The 22977-nt window shown below is 57.6% G+C and carries 14 protein-coding genes; 7 read left to right on the forward strand and 7 right to left on the reverse strand.

Going from position 1 to position 22977, the window contains the following annotated elements; translation table 11 throughout:
• Window positions 1-115: 115 nt before the first annotated feature.
• Both ACZ495_RS02645 and ACZ495_RS02650 read right to left on the reverse strand, forming a co-directional pair.
• Window positions 116-1024, reverse strand: coding sequence for a glutamate/aspartate ABC transporter substrate-binding protein (locus ACZ495_RS02645; protein ID WP_012625185.1), 909 nt, complete (start codon window positions 1022-1024; stop codon window positions 116-118).
• Window positions 1025-1597: 573 nt separating this feature from the next.
• Window positions 1598-2821, reverse strand: a complete 1224-nt coding sequence (locus tag ACZ495_RS02650) for a hypothetical protein (protein WP_407844223.1) — start codon at window positions 2819-2821, stop codon at window positions 1598-1600.
• A gap of 191 nt (window positions 2822-3012) precedes the next feature.
• On the opposite strand from ACZ495_RS02650, the gene ACZ495_RS02655 reads away from it, so the two are divergent.
• From ACZ495_RS02655 to ACZ495_RS02665, 3 genes are all read left to right on the forward strand, one after another.
• Window positions 3013-4011 (forward strand): PhoH family protein, encoded by a 999-nt coding sequence (locus ACZ495_RS02655; protein ID WP_012625183.1) that lies wholly within the window; start codon window positions 3013-3015, stop codon window positions 4009-4011.
• On the forward strand, window positions 3977-6532 hold the full coding sequence (locus ACZ495_RS02660) for an HD family phosphohydrolase (RefSeq protein ID WP_464262560.1): 2556 nt from the start codon (window positions 3977-3979) through the stop codon (window positions 6530-6532). Before ACZ495_RS02655 ends, ACZ495_RS02660 begins: the two co-directional genes overlap by 35 nt.
• Window positions 6533-6609: 77 nt before the next feature.
• Window positions 6610-6999, forward strand: a complete 390-nt coding sequence (locus ACZ495_RS02665; protein WP_081428327.1) for an rRNA maturation RNAse YbeY — start codon at window positions 6610-6612, stop codon at window positions 6997-6999.
• Window positions 7000-7297: 298 nt separating this feature from the next.
• Here ACZ495_RS02665 and ACZ495_RS02670 read toward each other — a convergent pair whose 3' ends face one another.
• Window positions 7298-8398, reverse strand: a complete 1101-nt coding sequence (locus ACZ495_RS02670; RefSeq protein WP_041724160.1) for a polynucleotide adenylyltransferase — start codon at window positions 8396-8398, stop codon at window positions 7298-7300.
• Between ACZ495_RS02670 and ACZ495_RS02675 the strand changes: the two genes are divergently transcribed.
• From ACZ495_RS02675 to ACZ495_RS02685, 3 genes are all read left to right on the forward strand, one after another.
• Window positions 8397-9230: a biotin--[acetyl-CoA-carboxylase] ligase gene (locus tag ACZ495_RS02675; RefSeq protein WP_012625179.1), complete on the forward strand. Its 834-nt coding sequence runs from the start codon at window positions 8397-8399 to the stop codon at window positions 9228-9230. The genes ACZ495_RS02670 and ACZ495_RS02675 overlap by 2 nt on opposite strands.
• A 5-nt stretch (window positions 9231-9235) precedes the next feature.
• Window positions 9236-12937: a pyruvate carboxylase gene (locus tag ACZ495_RS02680; protein ID WP_012625178.1), complete on the forward strand. Its 3702-nt coding sequence runs from the start codon at window positions 9236-9238 to the stop codon at window positions 12935-12937.
• Window positions 12938-13201: 264 nt separating this feature from the next.
• Window positions 13202-16777, forward strand: a complete 3576-nt coding sequence (locus ACZ495_RS02685) for a PEP/pyruvate-binding domain-containing protein (protein ID WP_012625177.1) — start codon at window positions 13202-13204, stop codon at window positions 16775-16777.
• Window positions 16778-17045: 268 nt separating this feature from the next.
• Here the strand turns inward: ACZ495_RS02685 and ACZ495_RS02690 are convergent, their stop codons facing one another.
• Window positions 17046-18482, reverse strand: a complete 1437-nt coding sequence (locus ACZ495_RS02690) for a DHA2 family efflux MFS transporter permease subunit (protein ID WP_464262884.1) — start codon at window positions 18480-18482, stop codon at window positions 17046-17048.
• Between the two features lie 252 nt (window positions 18483-18734).
• On the opposite strand from ACZ495_RS02690, the gene ACZ495_RS02695 reads away from it, so the two are divergent.
• Window positions 18735-19298, forward strand: a complete 564-nt coding sequence (locus ACZ495_RS02695; RefSeq protein WP_072311789.1) for a TetR/AcrR family transcriptional regulator — start codon at window positions 18735-18737, stop codon at window positions 19296-19298.
• Window positions 19299-19465: 167 nt separating this feature from the next.
• On the opposite strand, the gene uvsE is transcribed toward ACZ495_RS02695, so the two are convergent.
• The 3 genes from uvsE to groES all read right to left on the reverse strand — a co-directional run bounded on the left by uvsE (window position 19466) and on the right by groES (window position 22779).
• A complete protein-coding gene (gene uvsE, locus ACZ495_RS02700) occupies window positions 19466-20722 on the reverse strand; it encodes a UV DNA damage repair endonuclease UvsE (RefSeq protein ID WP_464262561.1) in 1257 nt (418 codons plus the stop codon).
• 78 nt (window positions 20723-20800) lie between these two features.
• Window positions 20801-22450, reverse strand: a complete 1650-nt coding sequence (gene groL, locus ACZ495_RS02705) for a chaperonin GroEL (protein ID WP_012625174.1) — start codon at window positions 22448-22450, stop codon at window positions 20801-20803.
• A gap of 41 nt (window positions 22451-22491) precedes the next feature.
• Window positions 22492-22779, reverse strand: coding sequence for a co-chaperone GroES (gene groES / locus ACZ495_RS02710; protein WP_012625173.1), 288 nt, complete (start codon window positions 22777-22779; stop codon window positions 22492-22494).
• Window positions 22780-22977 lie beyond the last annotated feature (198 nt).

Consider the following 22977-nt stretch of genomic DNA (forward strand, 5'->3'; position numbering starts at 1 on the left):
AAAATCCATCCATAAAGATAATACGTATTTCATGGTGCCTCATAGCGCGGGCTGGTCTGACGGCGAAGCGCCAGCGAGTGTTCTGCTGGCGCTTCGCATTTCAAAACAGAAACAGTTAATTCAGGGCCTTGTCGTTGGGGGCCTTGAAGAGGGTCTTCATTTCGTCGGACATGTCAAAATCCATGTTCATGCCCTTGGGGGGGATGGGCTGCTTGAACCAGCGGGTGTAGGACTTTTCAGCTTCGCCGTTCAGTTGCAGTTCGGCAATGGCATCGTCAGCCAGTTTTTTGAAAGCGGCATCGCCTTTGCGCAGCATGCAGCCGTAAGCTTCAAAGCTTTGCGGAGTTCCTACGATAACCCATTCGGCGGGTTTTTTGGCTTTGGCCCGCTCGCCGGCCAGAAGGGCGTCGTCAATGAAAAAGGCTACGGCACGGCCGGATTCCACGGTACGGAAGGAGTCGCCGTGGTCCTTGGTGCTGATGATGCTGATGCCGAGTTTTTTCTCGTCATTCATCTTGTTCAGCAGCATTTCCGAGGTGGTTCCGGCGGTAACGGCAACATTTTTGCCCTTGAGGTCGTCAAAGTCCTTGATGCCCGAATCCTTGTGGGTCAGCAGGCGGGTACCCACAATGAAGAGGGTGTTGGAAAAATCGACTTGCTGCTGGCGGTCGGCATTGTTGGTGGTAGAGCCACATTCGAAATCGTAGGTGCCGTTCTGGAGAAGGGGAATGCGGTTTTGCGATGTAATGGGTACAAAGCGCACTTTCAGGTTGGGCATGTTGAGCTGTTTTTTTACGGCGTCAACAATCTTGTTGGAGTAGTCTTGTGAGTAGCCTATGACGTTCTGTTGCAGGTCATAGTAAGAAAATGGCACGGAGGATTCCCGATGCCCCACAGTGATAACGCCGGTTTCTTTGATTTTTTTCAGCGTTCCGGTCAGTTCTTCAGCCTGCGGAGCAGTGTGGGCCGTGGCAAGAAGAAGCAGGGCCGCCAGAGCGGACAAAAGGGTTTTCTTCAGGGTCATGGTTTCCTCCTAAAAAGTGGCATTGCTTGGGAGCAACATTTTGGATTTGTTTCGATAAACGTCCCCAAAAATCCCTTGCGGGAAAAGTTGTGTGCCTTGAGAGTTTTCAACCGCCAGCCCGGCGGGTGCGCGAGGTGCTGGCGGAGCTTGCCGCAGAAGCTTTTTATTTGTGCGGCTGCGTACCCTGCAAAAATGAGAATACGCCCCCTGCATCGCGCCGCCGTGGCAGCGTGTTGCGTGGCATGGCCGTGTGGCCCGGCTGTTTGTACGGGGTATGCAGCCTGCCGCATAACATCAGGACAGGCAAGGCATTATGATGAGAAAACGCAGAAGTTACCGCCCCGTATAACCTGATTAGTTTTATAAATAATGAACGCCTTGTCAACAAATTATGAAAATATTGTTTAAACTACGTGTATTTATTCCGGATTAAGCGTGTCGCGCGCAGTATGTTTGCCGCTTGCCGCCCGTCTGTGCGGGCATGGGCAGCCTGGCGGCAGCGGGTGATAAACAGAAAACGCCAGGCTGAAAGCCTGGCGTGGAGTCTCCATAGGCGCTGCCCCCGCGAGCAGGTCAGATGTTGAGATTGAGTCCTGCCAGGACGCTCATATTGCCGTTGGAATAATTCCCGAAATACGAGCTGGCGTTGCCGGATCCGGCCCACCATGCGGCCATTGATTCTATCTGTATGCGTTTGCGCATTTCTGATGGCGACGCCTGCATGGCCTTGCGGGCATCGTCAAGGCCGGAAAGAGCTTCTACCTGCTGATACTGCTTGACCAGCGCTGGATTATCGTCAAAAAATTTCTGTATCTTGGCCTTGTCCGGGCTGTCGCTGATAACGGTAACGCTGCCGTTGGCATTGACCTGAAGCGTGAACTGCACGTCTGGTGAAATGCCTAGATTTTTCAATCCTTTGGAAAGGGTGTTCCCCAGGTCGCTTTTGTCAAGAGCAGCCTGTATGTCGCCAAGCTCGCCATTGTTGATGGCGACCTGAACATTGCCTGCCTGCCCCATCCTGAGGCTGGCTGCGGAGGCATCTACCCCCTGTTTTTTTAGCTGGCCGGCCAGATTTTCGGCCAGACCGGTATTTTCTGCCAGCCACTTGTTGATTTCGTCAGCCTGCGTGTGTTCGCCGCTGACCACGAGCTTGCCCTCGCTGTCGAGAACAAACGTCATGGGTGTGGCGAGGTCCACCCCCATGCCAACGAGGGCCGAGCGCAGCCTGGCGCTCTGTTCGCTGTTGGCGTCAAGGGCGGCCTGTGTGGCGGTCTGGGCTGTGTTGACGATCTTGAGTTTACCGGTGTCGCTCAGTTTCATGCTCACCGTGGTGTTTGCGGCAAGGCCCGAGGCGGCCAGGTTTGAGCGCAGTTCCATGCCGAGCGAGGGGTTGACGTCCAGCCACGCCTGGGCATTTTTCTGGTCTGAGGCATTGGGGCTTGCCGCGCTCAGGCTGCCGTCTGCATTGAGGGTAAAGGTAATATCCTCGGGGTCGCTGACGGCCATGCCGGCGAAACCGTTTTTGACATTTTCATTGAATGTCGTCAGTAACTGTTCACGGTATTTGGTTATCTGGTTGAATGTAACCCGGCTGTCAGCAGGAAGGCCCATAGATTCCATCGCGTACTTGGTCAGTTCGACCATACTGGCGACCTGATTGGTCATGGATACCTCGGGGCTGAACAGCTTGTTCAGGGAATTGGACGCGCTGCCGGAGGAGTTGCCCGTGCTTTTCAACTGCTGGCCCTGCCACTGCAGCATGGCCGTGCTGTAGCTGTTAACGCTGGATATGCTCATGAGTCCTCCCGGCAAAAATTGCTTTGAAAATATCTGCGCCTGCTTTTATGCAAAATATGGTCCATAAAATATAATTCATATTTTTTACCTTGTTCATCAGTATGTTATTGTGTTCGTATGCTGAAAAAATACTCATGAAACAAACCGTTCCCAAGATGGACAGGCCACATAAAATAGGCTAGAGAGCGAACATGGCAGTACATTCTTCCACGCTCGAAACCGTTGAGTTCGACGATCCCGCCCTGGCAAATCAGCTTTTTGGGCCGCATAATGCGCATCTGGATTTGCTGGCTGTGGCCAGCGGTGCGCATGTGTCCAGCCGGGGGGCCAGCGTTATCATTGAAAGCCCTGACGAGCATGTGCGACAGATTCTGTGCAACGTTTTTGTACAACTTTACGGACTGTTGGGCGGTGGCACCATCCTGAGCCAGCAGGACATTACGCGGGCGTACGAGATGCTTCGGGCTGATCCCGGGCTGAATCTGGCCCAGATTTTCCGCGATGCGGTTTTTGTAAACACCCCCCGCAAAACAGTGACTGCCCGCAATGTGTCACAGCGCACATATCTTGATCTCCTGCGGCGTCATGAGCTGGTATTTGCCGTAGGACCGGCAGGCACGGGCAAGACGTATCTGGCCGTTGCCATGGCCCTTTCCATGTTTCAGCAGCACAAGGTCAAGCGCATCGTGCTCACGCGCCCGGCGGTGGAAGCCGGAGAGCGGCTGGGATTTTTGCCGGGCGATCTGGCGGACAAGGTAAACCCGTACCTTCGCCCCCTGTATGATGCCCTTCATGATATGATGCCGCAGCCCAAGGTGGCCTCCATGCTGGAGGTCGGCTCCATCGAGGTGGCCCCCCTTGCTTTCATGCGCGGGCGTACCCTGAACGATGCGTTCATTATTCTGGATGAAGCCCAGAATACCACTCGGGAACAGATGAAGATGTTTCTCACCCGCATGGGCTTCGGTTCGCGCATGGTGGTCACGGGTGACACCACCCAGATTGACCTGCCGGTTCAACCCGGCGGCCAGCGCCCACGGTCGGGCCTTATCCATGCGCTGAACATTCTTCCCCATGTGCCGGGCCTTGCCGTACACCGCTTCAGCAAAGCGGACGTTGTGCGCCATCCCCTGGTGGGAGCCATAGTAAACGCTTATGATAACGCAGAAAAAGACGGCCAGACCAGCTAGCTTCCTGGCACTTGTTCAGGCGCTGAGGGCGCGGCATCATTGTGGATGGGGGCTTGCGGCCCTCATTCTTACTCTTCTGGCTCTTTCGCTTCTGGCGGGAGCCAACTTTGAAGTTGTCCCCAGAATTTATGTGGCCGGTCAGGTGGCGGACTCGGATGTCATTGCCGACCGGGACCTGCTGGTAGAAGATACGCAGGCCACCAAGGCCCGCCGCAAGCAGGTGCTGTTTCTGCAGCCTCCGGTGTACGATCTGAGCCTTGAGCCGTATGTAGCCTTTCAGAACCGTATTGTGGAGGTCCTGCGCAGCATCAATAACGGCGTGGACTACAGGACCCAGGCCGGCCCCCTGCAAAGGCTGGCCGATGAACTGACGCCGCCCGTGGCCGATGAGGTCCTGCCCGAACTGGCGCAGCCGCAGGTGCAGGAATATCTGCTGAAAATCCTGCTGCCCAGTATTCGCGAACACATGGCCGAAGGGCTTGTGGGCGACATCCGTTCCGCTCGGGTGGGCCGTAGCGGCGTTATCATACGCAATCTTGACAATAACACGGAGATGCTGCGCCCGGAGATTTCCAACCTGCCTGACGTACAGTCTTTTCTTGCAGAAATTTCTTCCGTCATCCGTCAGGTTCCTACCCTGAACCCGCAGTCCCGCAGGGCCATCAATATCCTGCTGTCCGCCACCATGCCCGCCTCGCTCACGCTTAACCGCGAATCTACGCAAAAGCGCGGCAACGCCGTTATGGGAATGGTGGAACCCGTGTACTACCAGATTCTCAAGGGTGAACTGCTGCTGCGCAAGGGCGAGCGCGTAAGCCGCGAACAGCAGATAAAGCTGCAGACCCTGTACAAATCAGCTTCAGATCCCATGCACTGGTGCGCGGCCGCGGGGACGTTTATTTGCGCCCTGCTGCTGGCGGTGGGCTTTTTTGTGGCTCCCAGCGGCAAGCCCGGCACACCGCTACGCTGCAAGGACATGCTGCTCATTTCACTGGTGCTGCTCCTATTCAGCGCCGGGGCCAAAATTGTCTATGTGCTTGGCTTGCGCATGGACAGCGTAACGTTTCTCAAGACGCTGAGCCTGGGCTTTCCCGTAGCCGGGGCAGTGGGGCTGGTAGCCATGGTTTTTGCTGCCAGACGTTACTGCACCATGGGCCTTCTGCTGTCTTTCTTTACCATGCTCATGTTTCAGGAAGGGTTTTACTACTTCCTTTACCAGTTCCTGGGCGGCATGCTGGCTACATGGCTTGTGACCAATGCCCAAAGTCGGCAGGACGTGGTGTGGAGCGTCATTCCCCTGACCATAGGGCAATCGCTTATCTGGCTGGGTACGGCCCTGCTTTCACAAACCGTTCCGGCGGAACTGCCCATGCAGCTTGCGGCCGTGGCCATCAACAGCCTTTTGTCGCTTATTCTGCTTTTTGCCGTCAGCCCGGTACTGGAACTCAGTTTCGGCTACAGTACACGCTTTCGTCTTATGGAGCTTATGAGCCTTGAGCAGCCTCTTATGCAGGAGCTTATGGTCACGGTTCCCGGCACCTATCACCATTCGCTGGTGGTTTCCAATATGGTGGAAGCGGGCGCAAAGGCCATCGGGGCCAACAGCCTGCTGTGCAAGGTGGCGGCCCTGTATCATGACGTGGGCAAACTGTCCTACCCCGAATACTTCATTGAAAACCAGTTTGGCGGTCCTAACAAGCACGACAAGCTCGCGCCTTCCATGAGCGCGCTTATTTTGCTGTCGCACGTCAAAAAAGGCACGGAACTGGCCGAACGCTACAAGCTCGGACAGGACATTGCGGATATTATCAGCCAGCATCACGGCACACGGCTTATCCGCTTCTTTTACCAGAAAGCCCTCAATATGGGCGAAAAACCCAGAGAATCTGACTACAGCTATGTGGGACCGCGCCCGCAAACCAAGGAAGCCGCCATCCTCATGCTGGCCGACTCGGTAGAAGCATCCAGCCGTACGCTTACCGACCCCACTCCGGCCCGCATCAAAAGCCATATCGATACCATCATCAAGGGTATTTTTTCGGAAGGGCAGCTGGATGAATCCGAACTGACCTTCAAGGACCTGCATTATCTCAGCGAGAATTTCCAGCGCATCCTTACAGGCATTTTTCACCAGCGCATAGCCTATCCTGACGCCAAGATACGTGACGTAGCCAAGGCTGCGGGCAGGCCCGAAGGCCGGGCAGAGGGCAAGGGGGGGCAGCCCGCCACGTCGGCAGCGGCCCCGGCGGGCCAGACGCGGCAGCATTCCCGTGCCAGCGCGGACAGCGTTGCCTCCGGCAGTCTCTCCGGTGGGCCGGTTGCGGCAGACGCGGGCAGGGTGGCGGAAGCACCGGGCGCGTTGCCTGCGGCCGCAGGGGAACATGCGCCGGGTTTGCGTGAAGCACCTGATGCGGCTGGTATGCCTGCTGCAGAAAAACTCGCCGTGACAGATACAACGGAAGAGGACGGTCCGGTGGCCGGAATTTCCCGCAACGGGCCTTCGGGCAATGGCACGCGGTGAAGCCGCATCCGGAAGCCGTGCGTGTTTTTCGCCGCTATCCGTCAGGATGCGCGCTTGCGCCGCTGCACTGGCGTCAGATGCGTACCGCCCTGCATGCCATGCTGACTGTGCCGTCTGCGCCGGGTGAGGCGCAGGCCCCTGAAGGGGTGGAGCTGTATCTGCTGGATGATGCGTCAGTAGCAAGGGCCAATGCCGGGCATCTCGGCTGTACGGGACCCACCAATATTCTTTCTTTTCCCGGCGGGTCCGGTTCTCCCGGCGCTCTGCTGCTTTCCCTGGATACACTGCGGCGGGAATGTCTGCTGTACGGGCAGGACCCGGCCGAACATGCCGTGCGGCTTTTGGCTCACGGTATGGGCCATTTGCGAGGCCTGGACCACGGCCCGGTTATGGATGCTCTTTGTGAGCGCCATATGGAGGCTGCCTGGGCAGCCTTGTGTGACGAAGAGGCGTGTCGGAGTACCTAAGGGCTGTGATACCATGCATCTTGCTGAAATGTTTTGGAATATGTAAACAGGCATGCCCGTACATCTGCCGCAGGCGGCTTTTGGCTGCCGCAAAACGGCAAGCCAGAGCAAGCACCGGAGCAATGTGTTGAGAGTTGTTTTGACGGCTGCGGCAGGCGCCCGTCACAGAAGCCTAACGCGAAGCCGCCGTCAACGGTTCTGGGGGTGAAACAGGTAGTCTCACTGTCTGTTTTGTGGTCATGTGCCGCAGTGAACGCCCAGGTTTTTTGTGAGCATATATTCGCGAACGCAGAGAACCCTAACGCTGTTCTGCCAGGGCCTGGCAATGCAGGTCGCGTAGTTTTTTTGCTGAAAGCTTTCCCTTGTCGCGCCAGTCTTCGGGCAGTTTTACAGTAAGCAGAACGGCCAGGTGTGCCAGGGCAACGGTGCTGACGGGGCTGCCCCGATCCGCATCCACCAGCCGCCAGAAAGAGGAATCAAGGTCTGTCGCATGAACGCGCCAGAGCAGGTCGCGTCTCGTGCCGGGCCGCAGATCCGCATACATGCCGCCTTTCATATGCTCGGCGGCGGCCAGTGTTCCGGCCCTGGCAAAACGCGCGGGCATACGCAGGCGGCGGGCCAGCCCCGCAGCCAGGGCAACGCCGCGCTGCTCATGGCCGTAGTGGTGCGGCAGTAGCGCAGGATCTGTCCGGATTTTGCCGAGATCGTGGCAAAGGGCCATCCAGGCTGCCACGGGATCTCCGGTCACAAGATCCATAATGCGCAGACTGTGTCCCAGAACAGAATTGCTGTGCCAGCGCCTTGGTCCGGCGGGTATGCCTGCAGCGGTTGCCAGCTCCGTGAACCAGGGGGTCAGGGCATGGCCCTGGGCCAGCACCCGGAAAAAACGCGCAGGAGCTGGCGCTGCAAGAGCCTTGAGGGTTTCGCGTCCCACACGTTCCGCGGGTAGTGCGGCAAGTGTTTGAGCAGAAAGGGCGCGCATCTGCTCAAAAGCACTCCGGTCAATGCGCCAGCCGGGCCATGCCGCGGCAAAGCGCGCCAGCCGGAATATGCGAGTGGGGTCTGCCGCAAAGGCCGCAGGCGAGGCGGGGCGCAGTATCTGCTGCCGCAGGTCCTCAAGGGCCTGCGGGTGCATGTGCAGCCTGCCCACGTTGTCGAGCGCCAGGGCATTGATGGTAAGGTCGCGGGCCGCAAGGTCTTCTTCGATGTCTCCGCCGCGCAGGGGCATACATTCCCTGCCGCGCCACAGGCAGACATGCACACTTTTGCCCACGAGCCTGGCATCCGGATGGCGGGCCAGAAAATTTTTCATGCTGCCGGTAAAGGCGAAGTCCAGTTCCACGGGCGTACGCCCGAGCAGCATGTCGCGCACAGCGCCGCCAACGAGGTAGAGTTCCATGGCTGAAGTATGCCATAGCCAGACATGTGAGGGAAGCGCCAACCCTGCTTCGCCACTGCTTTTTCACGAACCGTCGATCTGGCGGTTCGGCTGCCTGGGGTCCTGCCTTGATACGGCCATGCACATGGCTGCCGCAGGGCGTCTGGCCCCCTGGGACAGTGTGCAGTGCGCCGCACAGACAGCCGGGCGGGGGCAGTTGCGCCGCACCTGGCACTCGCCGCCGGGTAATGTTTACGCGGCGTTGCGCCTGCCGCTGGAGGCGCCTTTTGACGGTTCGGCGGCGGCCCCGGCCGCGGCCTTTCTGCTGGCGGGCAGCCTGCGGCTTCTTGGCTGGCCCGTACTGCTCAAGTGGCCCAACGATATTGTGCTGGTGGGCAGGGATGATCAACCCCGCAAGCTGGCGGGCATTCTGCTTGAAGAGCGCGGGGGAGTGCTGCTGGCGGGCATGGGCATCAATGTGACTTTTGCGCCGCCCGCGGCGGCCCTGCGGGCCGGAGCCGCTATGGAGGCCACCTGTCTGGACCGGCCCCCCGGGGGAGCAGGGGGGGGGTATATTTCTACAGCTGAAGCCATATGGCAACAGCTTGTAAAGCGCATGTATTCGGCATATATTCACTGCCACTCTTTTTCCGGACAGTGGAAAAACCACGCTGATGGTATTTTGCTCTGGCGTGGAAAAAATGTGGAGCTGCGCGACGATGGGCGTAGTGTGCGCGGCTGGCTGGCGGGTCTTGGTCCGGCAGGCGGCCTTTGTCTTAACCATAACGGGCGGCTTGAGGAATTTTTCAGCGGGAGCCTTCTGCTTACCGGCAGAGCAGCAGTAAAGGGTTAAAGGGCATGGCCAACAAGACATTCTCGGAAGTGCAGGATTTTCTGAAGGGCAAGGTAATACTGGTTGCCAACCGGGGCATTCCGGCCCGGCGGATTTGCCGTTCCATTCGCGAGCGATTTGACGCCGTAGCGGCCATGACAGCGACTGATGTGGACAAAACCGCTCCTGCGGCCTCTACCGCCCAGGAACTGGTTTTGCTTGGTGCGGACCCCCGCGCCTACCTTGATATCGACAACATCATCGCCAAGGCCAAACAGCGGGGCGTGGTGGGCATCCATCCCGGCTGGGGTTTTGCTTCTGAAGACACGCGCTTTCCCGCGCGGTGCAAGGAGGCGGGCATCACCTTTATCGGGGCCACGGCCGAGGCCATGAATCTGCTCGGCAACAAGGTGCAGGCGCGTGAGGTGGCGCGCAAGCTTGGCATTCCCGTTGTACCTGGTTCAGACGGCGCGGTGGACATCCCCACTGCCAGGCAGCTTATCAGTGAAATAGGCCTGCCCATCATGCTCAAGGCCGAGGGCGGCGGCGGCGGACGCGGCATTTTTGCCATTCATAATGAGGCCGAGCTTGAAGACGCCTTTTTCAAGGCTTCCACCATGGCTCAGGCTTCTTTCGGCAACCCGCGCCTTTTCGTGGAAAAATTTCTTGCCGATGTGCGCCATATTGAAATTCAGGTCATTGCCGACATGTACGGCAATGTCTTTGCTTTTGACGAGCGTGACTGCACAGTGCAGCGTAACCACCAGAAACTTATTGAAATCACGCCTTCGCCCTGGCCGGGCATGACCCGCAACCTGCGCGAGCGCCTCAAGGACTACTCCCGCCGTCTGGTGCGGGCTGTGGGCTATCACAGCCTTGCCACGGTGGAATTTCTGGTTACCCCCGACGGCACGCCGTATCTTATTGAAGTCAATACCCGCCTCCAGGTAGAGCACGGCATCACCGAATGCCGCTACGGCATTGACCTTGTGGAAGAGCAGATCGCCGTGGCTTTTGGCGCGGAACTGCGCTATCGCGAGGAAAACCTGCGGCCTTCCTACTGCGCCATGCAAGTGCGCATCAACTGTGAAAATCCGCAGAACAGCTTTGCTCCCAACTCGGGCCTGATTTCGCGCTACGTATCGCCCGGCGGCCCCGGTGTGCGGCTGGACTCGAACATCAGCGCCGGGTACGAGTTTCCCGCCAACTACGACTCGGCAGGTGCTTTGCTCATCTCCTACGCCCATGACTGGGAAAAGACCCTGGGCATTATGGAGCGCGCGCTCAGCGAGTATGTCATCGGCGGTATCAAGACGACCATTCCGTTCTACCGTCAGGTCATAAAAAATCCCCTGTTCCGCCAGGGCAACATCAATACCAACTTTATCGCGGATCATCCGGAGCTTATGGTCTACACAGACCTGGCCCCGGAGGGCGAGCGCCTTTCCAAGCTGGTGGCCGAAATATCCGCCAAGGGCTACAACCCGTACGTCCAGCTTGGCGAATACCGTTCCGATACCACGCCCTGTCTTGGTCCCTTCGAGCCGGTATTGCCTGCCATCACATCTGCCCAGCGACGGCAGCCTTCGCCCTATCCGCAGGGCGACCGTCTGGCCACGCTGGATTATATCCGTGATTCTGGGCTGGTACATTTTACCGACACCACGCCGCGCGACTTTACCCAATCCAACTCGGGCAACCGCTTCCGCCTGGCGGAAGACCGGCTCATAGGCCCGTATCTGGACAATGTGGGCTATTTTTCCATTGAAAACGGCGGTGGGGCGCATTTTCATGTGGCGATGCTGGCCAACATGACTTATCCCTTCACCGAGGCGAAGGAATGGAACCGCTTTGCGCCCAAAACCATGAAGCAGCTGCTGGTGCGCTCTACCAACGTGCTGGGCTATACGCCGCAGCCGCGTAACCTGATGCGTAAAACAGGCGAGATGATTTGTGATTATTACCAGATCATCCGCTGCTTCGATTTTCTGAACCATGTGGAAAACATGCGGCCCATCGCTGAAGTGGTCATGGACCGCAAGGACGTCATCTTCCAGCCCGCCATTTCTCTTTCCTGGGCCAAGGGTTTTGACGTGCCGCATTACCTCGGCGTGACCGAAGCCATGCTGCGTATGGTGGCCGACATTATGGGGGTCGACCCCAAGGCGGCATCGCGACACATCATTCTGGGCCTCAAGGACATGGCCGGCGTATGCCCGCCGCGCTTCATGACCGAGCTTGTCTCAGCCATCCGTAAGGCCTGGCCCGACCTCGTGCTTCACTACCACCGCCATTACACGGACGGGCTTTTTGTGCCCGCCTGCGGCGCGGCCGCCAAGGCCGGAACGCATATCATTGATGCCGGTCTGGGGTCTGCCGTGCGTTCTTATGGCCAGGGCGATGTGCTGGCGACCATGGCCTATATTGAGGATGAGCTGGGCCTCCAGTGCAATCTGGACAAAAACGCCATCCGGGCCGCGAACTTTGTGTGCAAGCAGATCATGCCCTATTACGACCGCTACTGTGCGCCGTACTTCCAGGGTATCGACTATGATGTGACCCTACACGGCATGCCCGGCGGAGCTACCTCTTCCTCGCAGGAAGGAGCCATGAAGCAGGGCTATATTCATCTTTTGCCCTATATGCTCAAATTCCTTGAAGGTTCACGCCAGATCGTGCGCTATCACGATGTGACACCCGGTTCGCAGATCACCTGGAATACGGCATTTCTGGCTGTGACCGGCGCGTGGAAGCGCGGCGGCGAAGATGAAGTGCGTTATCTGCTTCAGGTGCTTGCTGAAGTGACACGCACCCCCGAAGGAGAGCTTACAGAGGAAATGCGCAAGGCCCGTCTGCATATCTACCGCGATTGCAACGATGCCTTCCGCAACCTTCTGCTGGGCAAGTTTGGCAAGCTGCCTCTGGGCTTTCCCGCCGACTGGGTGTACAGGAGCGCCTTCGGGGCGGAATGGAAGAATGCCATAGCCAGCCGTACCGAGGTTTCGCCTCTCGAAGCTCTGCCGGACCTCAACCTGGCTGCGGAAGAAAAGGCCTGCACAGACATTCTCAAGCGCGAACCCAATGCAGAAGAATTCGTGCTCTACCTCAACCATCCGGCTGACGCCCTCAAGACCATACAGTTCAAGGCAAAGTTCGGTGACCCCAACAACCTGCCCCTGCATGTATGGTTTGAAGGCCTCAAGGCCGGGCAGGACCTGTACTTCAACGACAGTAGCGGCAAGCCCCACCACCTGCTTCTGCTGAGCATATCGTCGCCCAATGAGGCGGGGATATCCATCTGCCGTTATGTGCTGGACTCTGAATTCATGAGCTGCGAGGTGCAGGTGCGCCAGCCTGTGGGCACGGCAACCAAGGGGACGCTCATGGCCGACCCCGCCAACCAGTATCATGTGGCTGCGCCCAGCAACGGCGACCTGTGGGTCATGTATGTGCATCCCGGTGATGTGGTGAAAGCCGGTGAAGAACTGTTCAACGTGTCCATCATGAAGCAGGAAAAGGCCGTGCTCGCCCCTGTGGACGGTATGGTCAAGCGCGTGCTGAAAACTGCTGATTTCAAGGAAAGCAAGCAGATGGTCTCTGTGCGCGAAGGCGAGCTTATTGTGGAACTGGGGCCTGTGCCGCGTATATGCGCCAACGAGGCCTGCGGCCAGCCCATTCCGCTGGAGAACATCTCATTCTGTCCCCATTGCGGCTCACGGGTGAGTTAGCCGTGTAGATACCGCATCTTGCGGCTTTGTCTGCGCCAGCCCTGTGACGGGCGGCCAGGCGAAAGCTGCCCGCATCCACAAAACCCGCCGGCCCCGCAACAGGGCTGGCGGGCCGGGTGCGGACGGGGAGCGGGCCGGATTGTCCGGCTTGCGTCCTCAAAACCGGATTCCCCCGGGAGATGCGGGAATTTGTGGACAGTTTTTTGATGCCGATATACAATTTTCAAGGTTGCAATGCTTCTGTTTCCCAAACCGGAGGAAGACATGGGTAAGAGTACCGCCGCCAAACCTGCGCAAAACAAAGCCAAGGGGCATGCGCCCGAAGCCGTCCAGAAGAATCTGGTGCTTAACGGCGCTGACATTGTGCAGATTGGACCCGAAGCGGAATTGCTTGTTGGTGGTAAGAACTATAACACGGCTTTAATCAGCCAGATCGAAGGTATTCAGGCTCCGTATTTTCGTGCCATATCTTCTCTGGCTTTTCACCAGCTTCTGGATGAAACCAAGGTCAACGGGCGTGTTGTGCGCAGCGTTGTAGACCGCGAATACGGTCGCATCGACTGGAACGACCCGGAAATCAACCAGGATCCGGATTTTCTGCAAAAATTCGTGCGTCAGCTTGGCCGCCAGATCCATCAGGCCGCCAAGGCCGAAGGGGAACAGTCACATACCAAGCTGCGTACCTTTATCAATAATATCGTGGAAGGTTTCGCCACCTCTCCCGAAGGCATTGACCAGCTGCGCAAACGCTCTGTCATGGTGCAGGCCGCCATACTTTCGGTGGAGCTTCCCGCCGAGGTCTGCGAAGCCGTGCGCAGAGCTTACCGTGAAATCTGCCGCGATAATGCCGATGACATGACCCCCGTGGCCGTGCGGTCTTCCGCTGCCGGTGAAGACTCGCGCAAAAAGGCTTTTGCCGGTCTTCAGGATACCTACCTCAACATGGTGGGTGAAGACAGGGTCGTGGAAGCCTATCACTGGGACTGTGCCTCGGCCTATAACCTGCGCTCCATGACTTACCGCCGTGAAGCCATTCTGGATGCGCTGGCCAAGGCCGAAGAAACGGGCGACGAGTCCATTGCCGAAAATGCCAAGGAAGAGTGGGCCATTGAGCACACCTCCCTTTCCGTTTGCATGATGCAGATGATCAATCCGGTGATTTCCGGCACGGCTTTTTCCGCGGACACGGCCACTGGCTGCCGGGGTACCGACCGCAGGGAGCTTGTGAGCATCGACGCCAGTTATGGCCTCGGCGAGGCCGTGGTGGGTGGCAAGGTCACGCCCGACAAGCTTTATGTCTTCCAGCGCGATGATGGCGGTGAAGTGGTTATCCGCCAGATGGGCTGCAAGGACATGAAGATCGTCTATGACGAAAGGGGCGGAACCAGAGAAGTGGACGTGCCCGAGCTTGAAGCCCTGCGCTGGGCACTTTCTCTGAGTCAGGCCGAGCGCGTGGCCCAGGGGGTGCGCGCCGTAAGCAAGGCTTACGGCGGCATGATTATGGATACGGAATTCTGCATTGACGCCAACGACAAGCTCTGGTTCGTGCAGGCCCGTCCCGAAACCCGCTGGAACGAAGACCTTGAGCAGCATCCCACCACCATCTTCATGCGTCGCCGTGAGGTGGACGCCAAGGCTGCTGACGAGGCCGAGGTGCTGGTTGAAGGCAATGGCGCTTCGCGCGGGGCCGGACAAGGCACTGTGCGCTTTTTGCGTTCGGCTCTGGAGCTGAACAAGATATCCAAGGGCGATGTGCTCGCTGCCGAGCGCACCGACCCCGACATGGTGCCCGGCATGCGTGTGGCATCGGCCATTATGGCTGATGTGGGCGGTGATACAAGCCATGCGGCCATTACGTCGCGTGAGCTGGGCATTGCTGCAGTGATCGGCATTCAGCGCCTGGATGTGCTGCGTGCGCTGGATGGTGCGGAAGTGACGGTTGACGGCACGCGCGGGCGCGTATACCGCGGCCTGCTGCCTCTGCATGAGGTCGGCGGCGAAATGGACGTGGCCAAGCTGCCCGCCACCAAAACCAAGGTGGGCCTTGTGCTCGCCGACGTGGGCCAGGCGCTCTTTCTCTCCCGCCTGCGCGATTTTGACCAGTTTGAAGTGGGCCTTTTGCGCGCCGAATTCATGCTGGGCAATATCAGCATTCACCCGCAGGCGCTGGAAGCCTTTGACAAGGGCGAGCTTGAGGGCGTGGTGCATACCAAGCTGAAAGAGCTTGAAGACCGCCTTTCCAAAGTGCTGCGCGAGCAGATGGCTGCGGGCCTTATTGTATTCAATATCAACCTGCGAGAATATGTGGGCGAGGTCACGGGGCTTTCCGCTGAACTGGCCTCTCTGGCCGACACGGGCAAAAACCTTAACGCCGAAGATGTGCTTTTGCAGCACCGCAAGATGCGCGAACTGGATCACAAGATCGACCAGCACATGGAAATGGCCTCGCGCCGCATCGAGGTGCTCAAGACCTCGCCCGATCTGGCTGATCACGTGCGTATCATTATGGGCTATGATGACGAGCTTGCCCTGCAGAACAGCAATGACCCCGAGTCCGGCAAGCGTATTGCCGAAATTGAGGCCAGCGTTGAGGCGCATGTGCAACGCATTGAAAATCTGCCCGCGGTTACCCGCCTGATGGAAAATATTGCCCATCTGCGTGAAGAAGTGGGGCTGCGCTCGGGGCTCAAGAAAGAAATGGACGAAGTGCGCAATCTGCCGGAAAAAATCCGCGGCATGATCAAGGCGCGCGGCTTCCGCACCGGCAAGGAGCACTATGTGCAAACCCTTGCCCAGAACCTTGCCCTGTTTGCCATGGCTTTCTACGGCAAGCCCATCACCTATCGCACCACGGACTTCAAGAGCAACGAATACCGCAACCTGCTTGGCGGCAACCTCTTCGAGCATTTTGAAGACAACCCCATGCTTGGTTACCGCGGCGTATCGCGCAACATCCATGACTGGGAAATTGAGGCTTTCAAGCTGGCCCGCGGCGTATACGGTGGCTCTAACCTGCGCATGATGCTGCCCTTTGTGCGCACCCTGGAAGAAGCCCGCTCCATGCGCAGTTATCTTGAGCAGGTGCACAAGCTCAAGAGCGGCCAGGACGGCCTGAAGATCATCCTCATGTCAGAACTGCCCTCAAACGCCATCCTGGCCAAGCAGTTCATTACGGAATTCGATGGTTTCTCCATCGGTTCCAACGATATGACGCAGATGGTGCTTGCCACTGACCGTGATAACTCGCGCCTTGCGCATATCTATGATGAAGAAGATCCTGCCGTGGTCTGGGCCATTCTGGTGAGCATATTCACCGGCCTGAAGTACGGAAAAAAGGTGGGCTTCTGCGGGCAGGGCGTGTCCAACAGCCTTATTCTGCGCGGTCTGGTTGCCATTGCGGGCATTACGTCCGCTTCGGTGGTGCCTGACACCTATTATCAGACCGTATTCGACATCGCCGCTGTGGAGGCCGAGAACATTCCCACATCCAGTCTGGGCAAATGGCTTGGACAGCAGCATCACAAGCGTCTGGCCGAGCTTATGGAAAAGACCGGCTATGGGCATATCCTCAAGAAATACAAAAATCCGCAGGATATTCAGGAGTGGTATGAAGGTGAGTTGCAGCGCCGCCATGAGCAGTTCCGCGAACACCTGGACACCCCCAAGGAAGACTTCTACCGCTCCGAGCTGCAGAGCTTCCGGGCTGCCTTCCACAAGCCTGTGATCTATGCCACCTGGAACTGGGATGACACGGTGCTCGACGCCCTGCACCACGCCGGATTCCAGAACTTCGAAGAACAGGCCAAGGCGCTCGAAGCCGCCCGCCTGATAAAAGACTAGAGCATTTCACACTTGAAATGTTCGACAAGGAGTTGGAGACAAATCCTTGTCGCCAATGATTGTAGGGCGGCTTTGCCGATCGTTACGCAGTCATTTGAAGCGTGAATTACTCCAGCAGATAACAAGCTCGCAAGGCTTAGCGGCCTGACAGCAAGGCAGCCCGAAACCACTGTGGTTTCGGGCTGCCTTGGCGTTTTTGCGTTGCTGTGGTGCAAACAGCCTGCGCATCTGACCGCCCTCCTTTTCGCCACCGGCAGGGCGAGGCATGTTATCTGCGCACAGCCGGTGGGGTGCTTTTGCCCTGGACGGCCAGAATGACTGCCATGACAAGGCATGCTGCTCCAGCAGCCAGCATGGCACTTTGAAAACCGTAGGCAATGGCCTCGCGGTAATAGTGAGTGGATAGGGCAGCTTCTGCATCAGCGGCATTGCTGAAGACAAGGGTCTGTGCTCGAAGAGCGGCCTGCGAAATGCCATCGGCCGTGAGCTGCCGCGTTGCATGCTTTACCGCTTCCGCACCGAGCAGAGCGCCCAGTATGGCTATGCCAAATGCCATGCCGCCCTGGCGCAGGGCATTCATGACGGCAGAGGCCGTGGCAAAGCGTGCTTTTTCCACGGCGCCCAAAACGCACACGCCTGTAACAGGCACAGCCACGCCCATGCCGACACCCATCAGGGCCAGCAGTGAACCCGTATATACATAGCCTGTTTGCACTTCCGCAAAGCACAGCAAAACCATGGCCACGCCGATAAGAGCATAGCTTGTAACCATCAGCCATCTTGTGCCGACACGGCTGTGCAGCCTGCCAAAAAAGAGGGATACTATCGCGGTGAGCAAAAATTGCGGCATCAGGCGCACCCCGGCCTCGGAGGCACTGACTCCCTGTGCTTCCTGGAAAAAAAGAGAAAAGAAAAACAGGCTGCTATACGTAGAAAAGCCCAGTATAAAAGAGGCAAGGTTGGGTATGCCGAATCCGGTTTGCCTGAACAGAGGCAGGGGCAGCAAGGGGTTGGCTGTTCTGGACTGCCGAAACAGAAATACGCCAAACAGAATGCATGATCCTGCGAGCGGTACCGTTACCTCAGGCGCAAGCAGGCCCGCATGCCCTGCCGCAATAAGCGCGTACGTCATGCCGCCCAGCCAGAGGATGCTCAGCACCTGCCCGGACACATCAAGGTGCAGGTCTTTTTCAACGGCTATTTCTTTCATCCCCCAACCGCCAAGAGCAAGAGCCATGATGCCCAGGGGGATGTTGATCAGAAAAATACTCGGCCAGCCTGTATGGTCCACCAGAAAACCGCCCAGCAACGGGCCGACGATCAGGCCGATGGCGCTGAATGTGGACCAGCCGCCTACAACCTTTGCCCGTAATTTGGCATCATCAAATGCGTGAAAAATGATTGACATGGCCCCGGGGATGATGACGGCACCGGCAGCACCCTGAATGCTCCTGCCGACAAGAAGCAGGCTGATATTGCCTGCAAAAGCGCAAAGAAGCGAAGATGCGGTAAACAGGGCCATGGCCAGCATCCAGATTCTTTTAAGTCCGAACTTGTTGCTGAGGCCGCTGGCGGACAGCATAAACGCGGCAAGGCAGACCGCGTATGAATTGACTATCCATTGCAGCTCGGCAAGAGAAGCGTCAACATCCGCCTGAATGGCTGGCAGGGCTACGTTGACGATGGTAATGTCAATGTCGGCAATAAATGTTCCGAGCTAGGCTGCCGCTGTCAGAGCTACGAGTTTTTTGTTCATGTACAGGTCCTTATGGTTTGGCCTGAAGGGAGAAGCTCAGGCGGCACATAAAGAAGATAAAGACCGACCGTCGGTCTGTCAATGGGTAAATAAAGATTGCGCTCCGGTACTGCAATGGAACATATTGAACGGGAAGTACGAACTACGAGGTTGTCGCGCATGCCGAAAAAAATCACTATATTATCTGAGGATGAAGCCGGCATGAGCGCTGGTGAAAAGCGTCGGGCCGACCTGCTTGACATTGCGCAGGAGGTTTTTCTTGAAAAGGGTTTTGAAACGACGACAATAAACGACATACTTGCAGCGGCCGCCCTGTCCAAAGGGGGATTTTACCATCATTTCAAATCCAAGGACGACGTGCTGAACGCGCTACGGGTTCGCTATACACAGCAGTTTATTGAAACTGTGGAAAGGCGTGTGGCTTCGCTGCCGGACACGGCATTGGAGGAAAGGTTCCAGACCTGGATTGCGGCTTATGTGGATGCGTATTTTTCAAGCCATGCGGTGCATGATCTGGTATACCACTCAGTTCATGCCAGCCGGGCCGATGCTGACCGGCTGGCTGTCACAATGAGCCTGGAAAAACTTTTGCAGCAAGGGATGGACAGTGAGGTCTGGCGGCTTTCGTCCGCGGCGTTTACAGCTACAATTATCTATTCAGCCATTCACGGGGTTGTTGACGAAATTATTGCCGGTGGCGCTGGCGAGATGGACCATCTGGCGGAACGTCTGCATGCCTCGTTGCGGCTGTTGCTCCAAGCGTGACGAAGAATGCTGTTCTCTTCGGCAGGTAATGGTGCGAAGTTATGAGAAAAAACGTTAGACATGCTCGGCAACGAGTGGTTGCGACGCGCCTGGGTGAGCCATTGCATGCAGCCGCAGGCAGTCAGCGGTTTTGATGGAGGCTGTGCCGCATCTGTGCGCCACAAGAGCTAGTTTATATAGAAATAGAGGCTGTGCAGCAAATAGTCTTCGTTGTTATCCGCCGCCAAGGTCAGTAGTTTACGCTTGATGCGGGGCAGCGGCGTAAGATCATTGCCCAGAAGTTCAAGGTCTTTGAGTATGCGGGCGGATTCTCTGGCCGGGGCATTTCTGCTTACATATCCCCATACGTGTTCTGCGGCATTTCTGGCCTTGCCTGGTTCCAGACGACAGGCAAGCGCGTCTTCGAGCAGGCCGTAAAACGCCTCTGCTGTCGGATTTTCGCTTTTGAGCAGCTGGCGTATGGCCGAGTACACGCCGGGGCTACGTTCAAGTACAAGGTATTTATAGCGCGCCCACTCTTCCGTGAGGTTTTTGCGCGGCAGGCCCGCCCGGGTCAGGTTTGCACATTTGATGGCCGAAAGATTCTTGTCTTTGACCTCCAGCATGACATCAAGCGCGCGCTCTTCAAGCAGGCCGTGCAGTTGCATAAAGGGATGCATGGCAATGGCAAGAGAGTGCATACCCGGCTTGCCGCCCGCCAGTTGTTGTGAATAATGGATTTTCTGGCGTCCGCTGCGTGAGTTCCAGGTCGCCCCTGCACGGTCAAGCCAGTACTGTGTGTCGCCATGCGGGGGCGGGTTCAGCTCGTGATGGAAAATATCAAAAACGGCAGGCAGATCAAAATCACGGCAGACTGCGAGAACATCCTCAATAGTATAGATGCGCTCATCGTTTTCCAGGGCCAGCCTTTGCAGGATGGAAGCGGGCAAGGCAGCCAGGTTGCTGCGCAGGCGTTGCAGTGCGGACTCCCTGTCGCCATAGCCGCCGCCAAGGTGCAGGATTATGCGGCACTCCGGCCCGGCCTGCAGGGCATCAAGAAAAGCCGCATGATACGCCAGATCGGCCACAGCCTTGCGCACCACATCCGGGCGGGGAGAGTTGAGCACAGTGTACTGGCCTGGGTGCATGGAAAGGCGCACGCCGCTCTGGTGGGCAAGGGCGGCCAGGCTTTCAAGCTCGGACCGCAGTTCGGTCTGCCAGTCAAAATGCACCGCTTCGTGCGAAGCCAGCGGAATAATATCGGAACTGACGCGCATGAGCGCAAGAGACTGTCTGTGGCAGTAGCGCAGCATGGTTTCCAGCGCACCAAGATTGTTCCGGCTGACGGACAGGAGATTGTCCCGGCTTGCACGCGACAGGGTAAGACTACTTTGTGCCGCTCCGGGCAGACCAACGGTTTTGCATGCAAAGCCATAGCGTATCACGGTATGCTCCTGTTGCGAAAAAAGCCCCCGCTTGCGCGGGGGCTTTGATAAGAGACGTTTAAACTGCAGGGACCGGCCTTAGTACATGCCGCCCATGCCGCCCATGCCACCCATACCGCCCATGTCAGGCATGGCGGCGTCTTTCTTGGGTTCGGGCTTTTCGGCAATGGCGCATTCGGTGGTCAGCAGCAGGGAAGCCACGGAAGCGGCGTTCTGCAGGGCAGTGCGGGTCACCTTTTTGGGGTCGATCACGCCGGCCTTGATCAGGTCTTCGTATTCGCCGGTGGCGGCGTTGAAGCCGAAGCCGTCTTTGCCTTCGCGCACTTTTTCGACCACGATGGAGCCTTCAAAGCCGGCATTGAGGGCGATCTGGCGCAGAGGCTCTTCAATGGCGCGGCGAATGATATTCACACCGGCCAGTTCGTCGTCGTCAGCGGGCTTGATGTCGCAAAGCACCTTGGCAACGCGGATAAGAGCGGTACCGCCGCCAGGCACAATGCCTTCTTCCACGGCAGCGCGGGTGGCATTGAGGGCGTCTTCAACGCGGTCTTTCTTTTCTTTCATTTCCACTTCGGTGGCAGCGCCCACATGCACCACGGCCACGCCGCCCACCAGCTTGGCAAGGCGTTCCTGCAGCTTTTCGCGGTCGTAGTCAGAGGTGCTGTCTTCGATCTGGGCGCGGATCTGCTTCACGCGGGCCTTGATGTCTTCGCTCTTGCCGGCGCCGTCCACAACCGTGGTGTTTTCCTTGTCGATCACGATACGCTTGGCGGTACCGAGTTCGGCCAGGGTCATGTTTTCAAGCTTGGAGCCGGTGTCGTCGGAAGCCACCTGGCCGCCGGTGAGCACGGCGATATCCTGCAGCATGGCCTTGCGGCGGTCGCCAAAGCCGGGGGCCTTGACAGCCACGACCTGCAGGGCACCACGCAGCTTGTTGACCACCAGGGTGGCCAGGGCTTCGCCTTCCACGTCTTCAGCGATGATCATGAGCGGGCGGTTCACCTTGGCAACCTGCTCAAGCACGGGCAGCATGTCTTTCATGCTGGAGATTTTCTTTTCCGTGCACAGGATGTAAGGATTGTCCATTTCGCAGACCATCTTTTCGGGATTGGTCACGAAGTAGGGCGACAGGTAGCCGCGGTCAAAGCGCATGCCTTCCACCACGTCCATAGTGGTTTCAAGGCCCTTGGCTTCTTCAACCGTGATGACGCCTTCCTTGCCCACCTTGGCCATGGCTTCAGCAATGATGTTGCCGATGGTGGTATCGGAGTTGGCGGAAATGGTGCCGATCTGGGCAATTTCCTTCTGGTCGCGGGTGGGTTTGGCAAGGTTGGCAAGTTCGGTGATCAGGCCTTCAACAGCCTTGTCGATGCCGCGCTTGATGGCCATGGGATTGCGCCCGGCAGCCACAAGCTTGACGCCTTCGCGATAGATGGCCTGAGCCAGGATGGTGGCGGTGGTGGTACCGTCACCGGCGGCGTCGGAAGTTTTGGAGGCCACTTCTTTGACGAGCTGGGCACCCATGTTTTCGAACTTGTCGGACAGTTCGATTTCCTTGGCGACAGTCACGCCGTCTTTGGTAATGACGGGCGCGCCAAAGGATTTTTCAATGGCCACGTTGCGGCCTTTGGGGCCAAGGGTGACCTTGACGGCATTGGCAAGCTTGTCAACACCGCGGGAAAGTTTTTCGCGGGCTTTAACGTCAAAAAAGATTTCTTTAGCAGACATTGGGACATTTCCTCCTAGTGGTAATTCGGCAAAGGTGGGAGTTAGTCGATGATGGCGAGGATATCTTCTTCGCGCATGACCAGATGGTCAACGCCGTCGAGCTTCACCTCGGTTCCGGCGTACTTGTTGAAGAGCACTTCGTCGCCGGCTTTCACAGCCAGGGCAGTGCGCTCGCCATTATCCCCTACCTTGCCGGGACCCACAGCCACAACCTGACCCTTGGAAGGCTTTTCTTTAGCCGTATCAGGGATATACAGGCCGCCAGCGGTCTTTTCTTCGGTTTCAAGGCGTTTGACCAGGACACGGTCGTTAAGGGGTTTCAGCTTCATGACGTCAGATCCTCCCGGAAATGTTATTATTGTCCCGTGGGACACGGCAACGGACGCGGTACGGCGTCTGCGCCGAAAATATTGCGCGTACAGGCCGTAGCGAACGCTCGGTTCAGCCGGCCCCGCACCGGCATAGAGATAAGACATGCTGGCGGGTTGAAAAGGGGGTAATGTGGATTTTTTTCAATTTTTTTTCTA

Source organism: Desulfovibrio sp. GTC20076, assembly GCF_055385905.1.

Excerpts from the sequence above, each read along its gene's own strand:
- ACZ495_RS02645 (WP_012625185.1), bottom strand. The coding sequence starts at position 1,024 with ATGACCCTGAAGAAAACCCTTTTGTCCGCTCTGGCGGCCCTGCTTCTT.
- ACZ495_RS02650 (WP_407844223.1), bottom strand. The coding sequence starts at position 2,821 with ATGAGCATATCCAGCGTTAACAGCTACAGCACGGCCATGCTGCAGTGG.
- ACZ495_RS02655 (WP_012625183.1), top strand. The coding sequence starts at position 3,013 with ATGGCAGTACATTCTTCCACGCTCGAAACCGTTGAGTTCGACGATCCC.
- ACZ495_RS02660 (WP_464262560.1), top strand. The coding sequence starts at position 3,977 with ATGATAACGCAGAAAAAGACGGCCAGACCAGCTAGCTTCCTGGCACTT.
- ACZ495_RS02665 (WP_081428327.1), top strand. The coding sequence starts at position 6,610 with ATGCGTACCGCCCTGCATGCCATGCTGACTGTGCCGTCTGCGCCGGGT.
- ACZ495_RS02675 (WP_012625179.1), top strand. The coding sequence starts at position 8,397 with ATGGCTGAAGTATGCCATAGCCAGACATGTGAGGGAAGCGCCAACCCT.
- ACZ495_RS02670 (WP_041724160.1), bottom strand. The coding sequence starts at position 8,398 with ATGGAACTCTACCTCGTTGGCGGCGCTGTGCGCGACATGCTGCTCGGG.
- ACZ495_RS02680 (WP_012625178.1), top strand. The coding sequence starts at position 9,236 with ATGGCCAACAAGACATTCTCGGAAGTGCAGGATTTTCTGAAGGGCAAG.
- ACZ495_RS02685 (WP_012625177.1), top strand. The coding sequence starts at position 13,202 with ATGGGTAAGAGTACCGCCGCCAAACCTGCGCAAAACAAAGCCAAGGGG.
- ACZ495_RS02695 (WP_072311789.1), top strand. The coding sequence starts at position 18,735 with ATGAGCGCTGGTGAAAAGCGTCGGGCCGACCTGCTTGACATTGCGCAG.
- groL (WP_012625174.1), bottom strand. The coding sequence starts at position 22,450 with ATGTCTGCTAAAGAAATCTTTTTTGACGTTAAAGCCCGCGAAAAACTT.
- groES (WP_012625173.1), bottom strand. The coding sequence starts at position 22,779 with ATGAAGCTGAAACCCCTTAACGACCGTGTCCTGGTCAAACGCCTTGAA.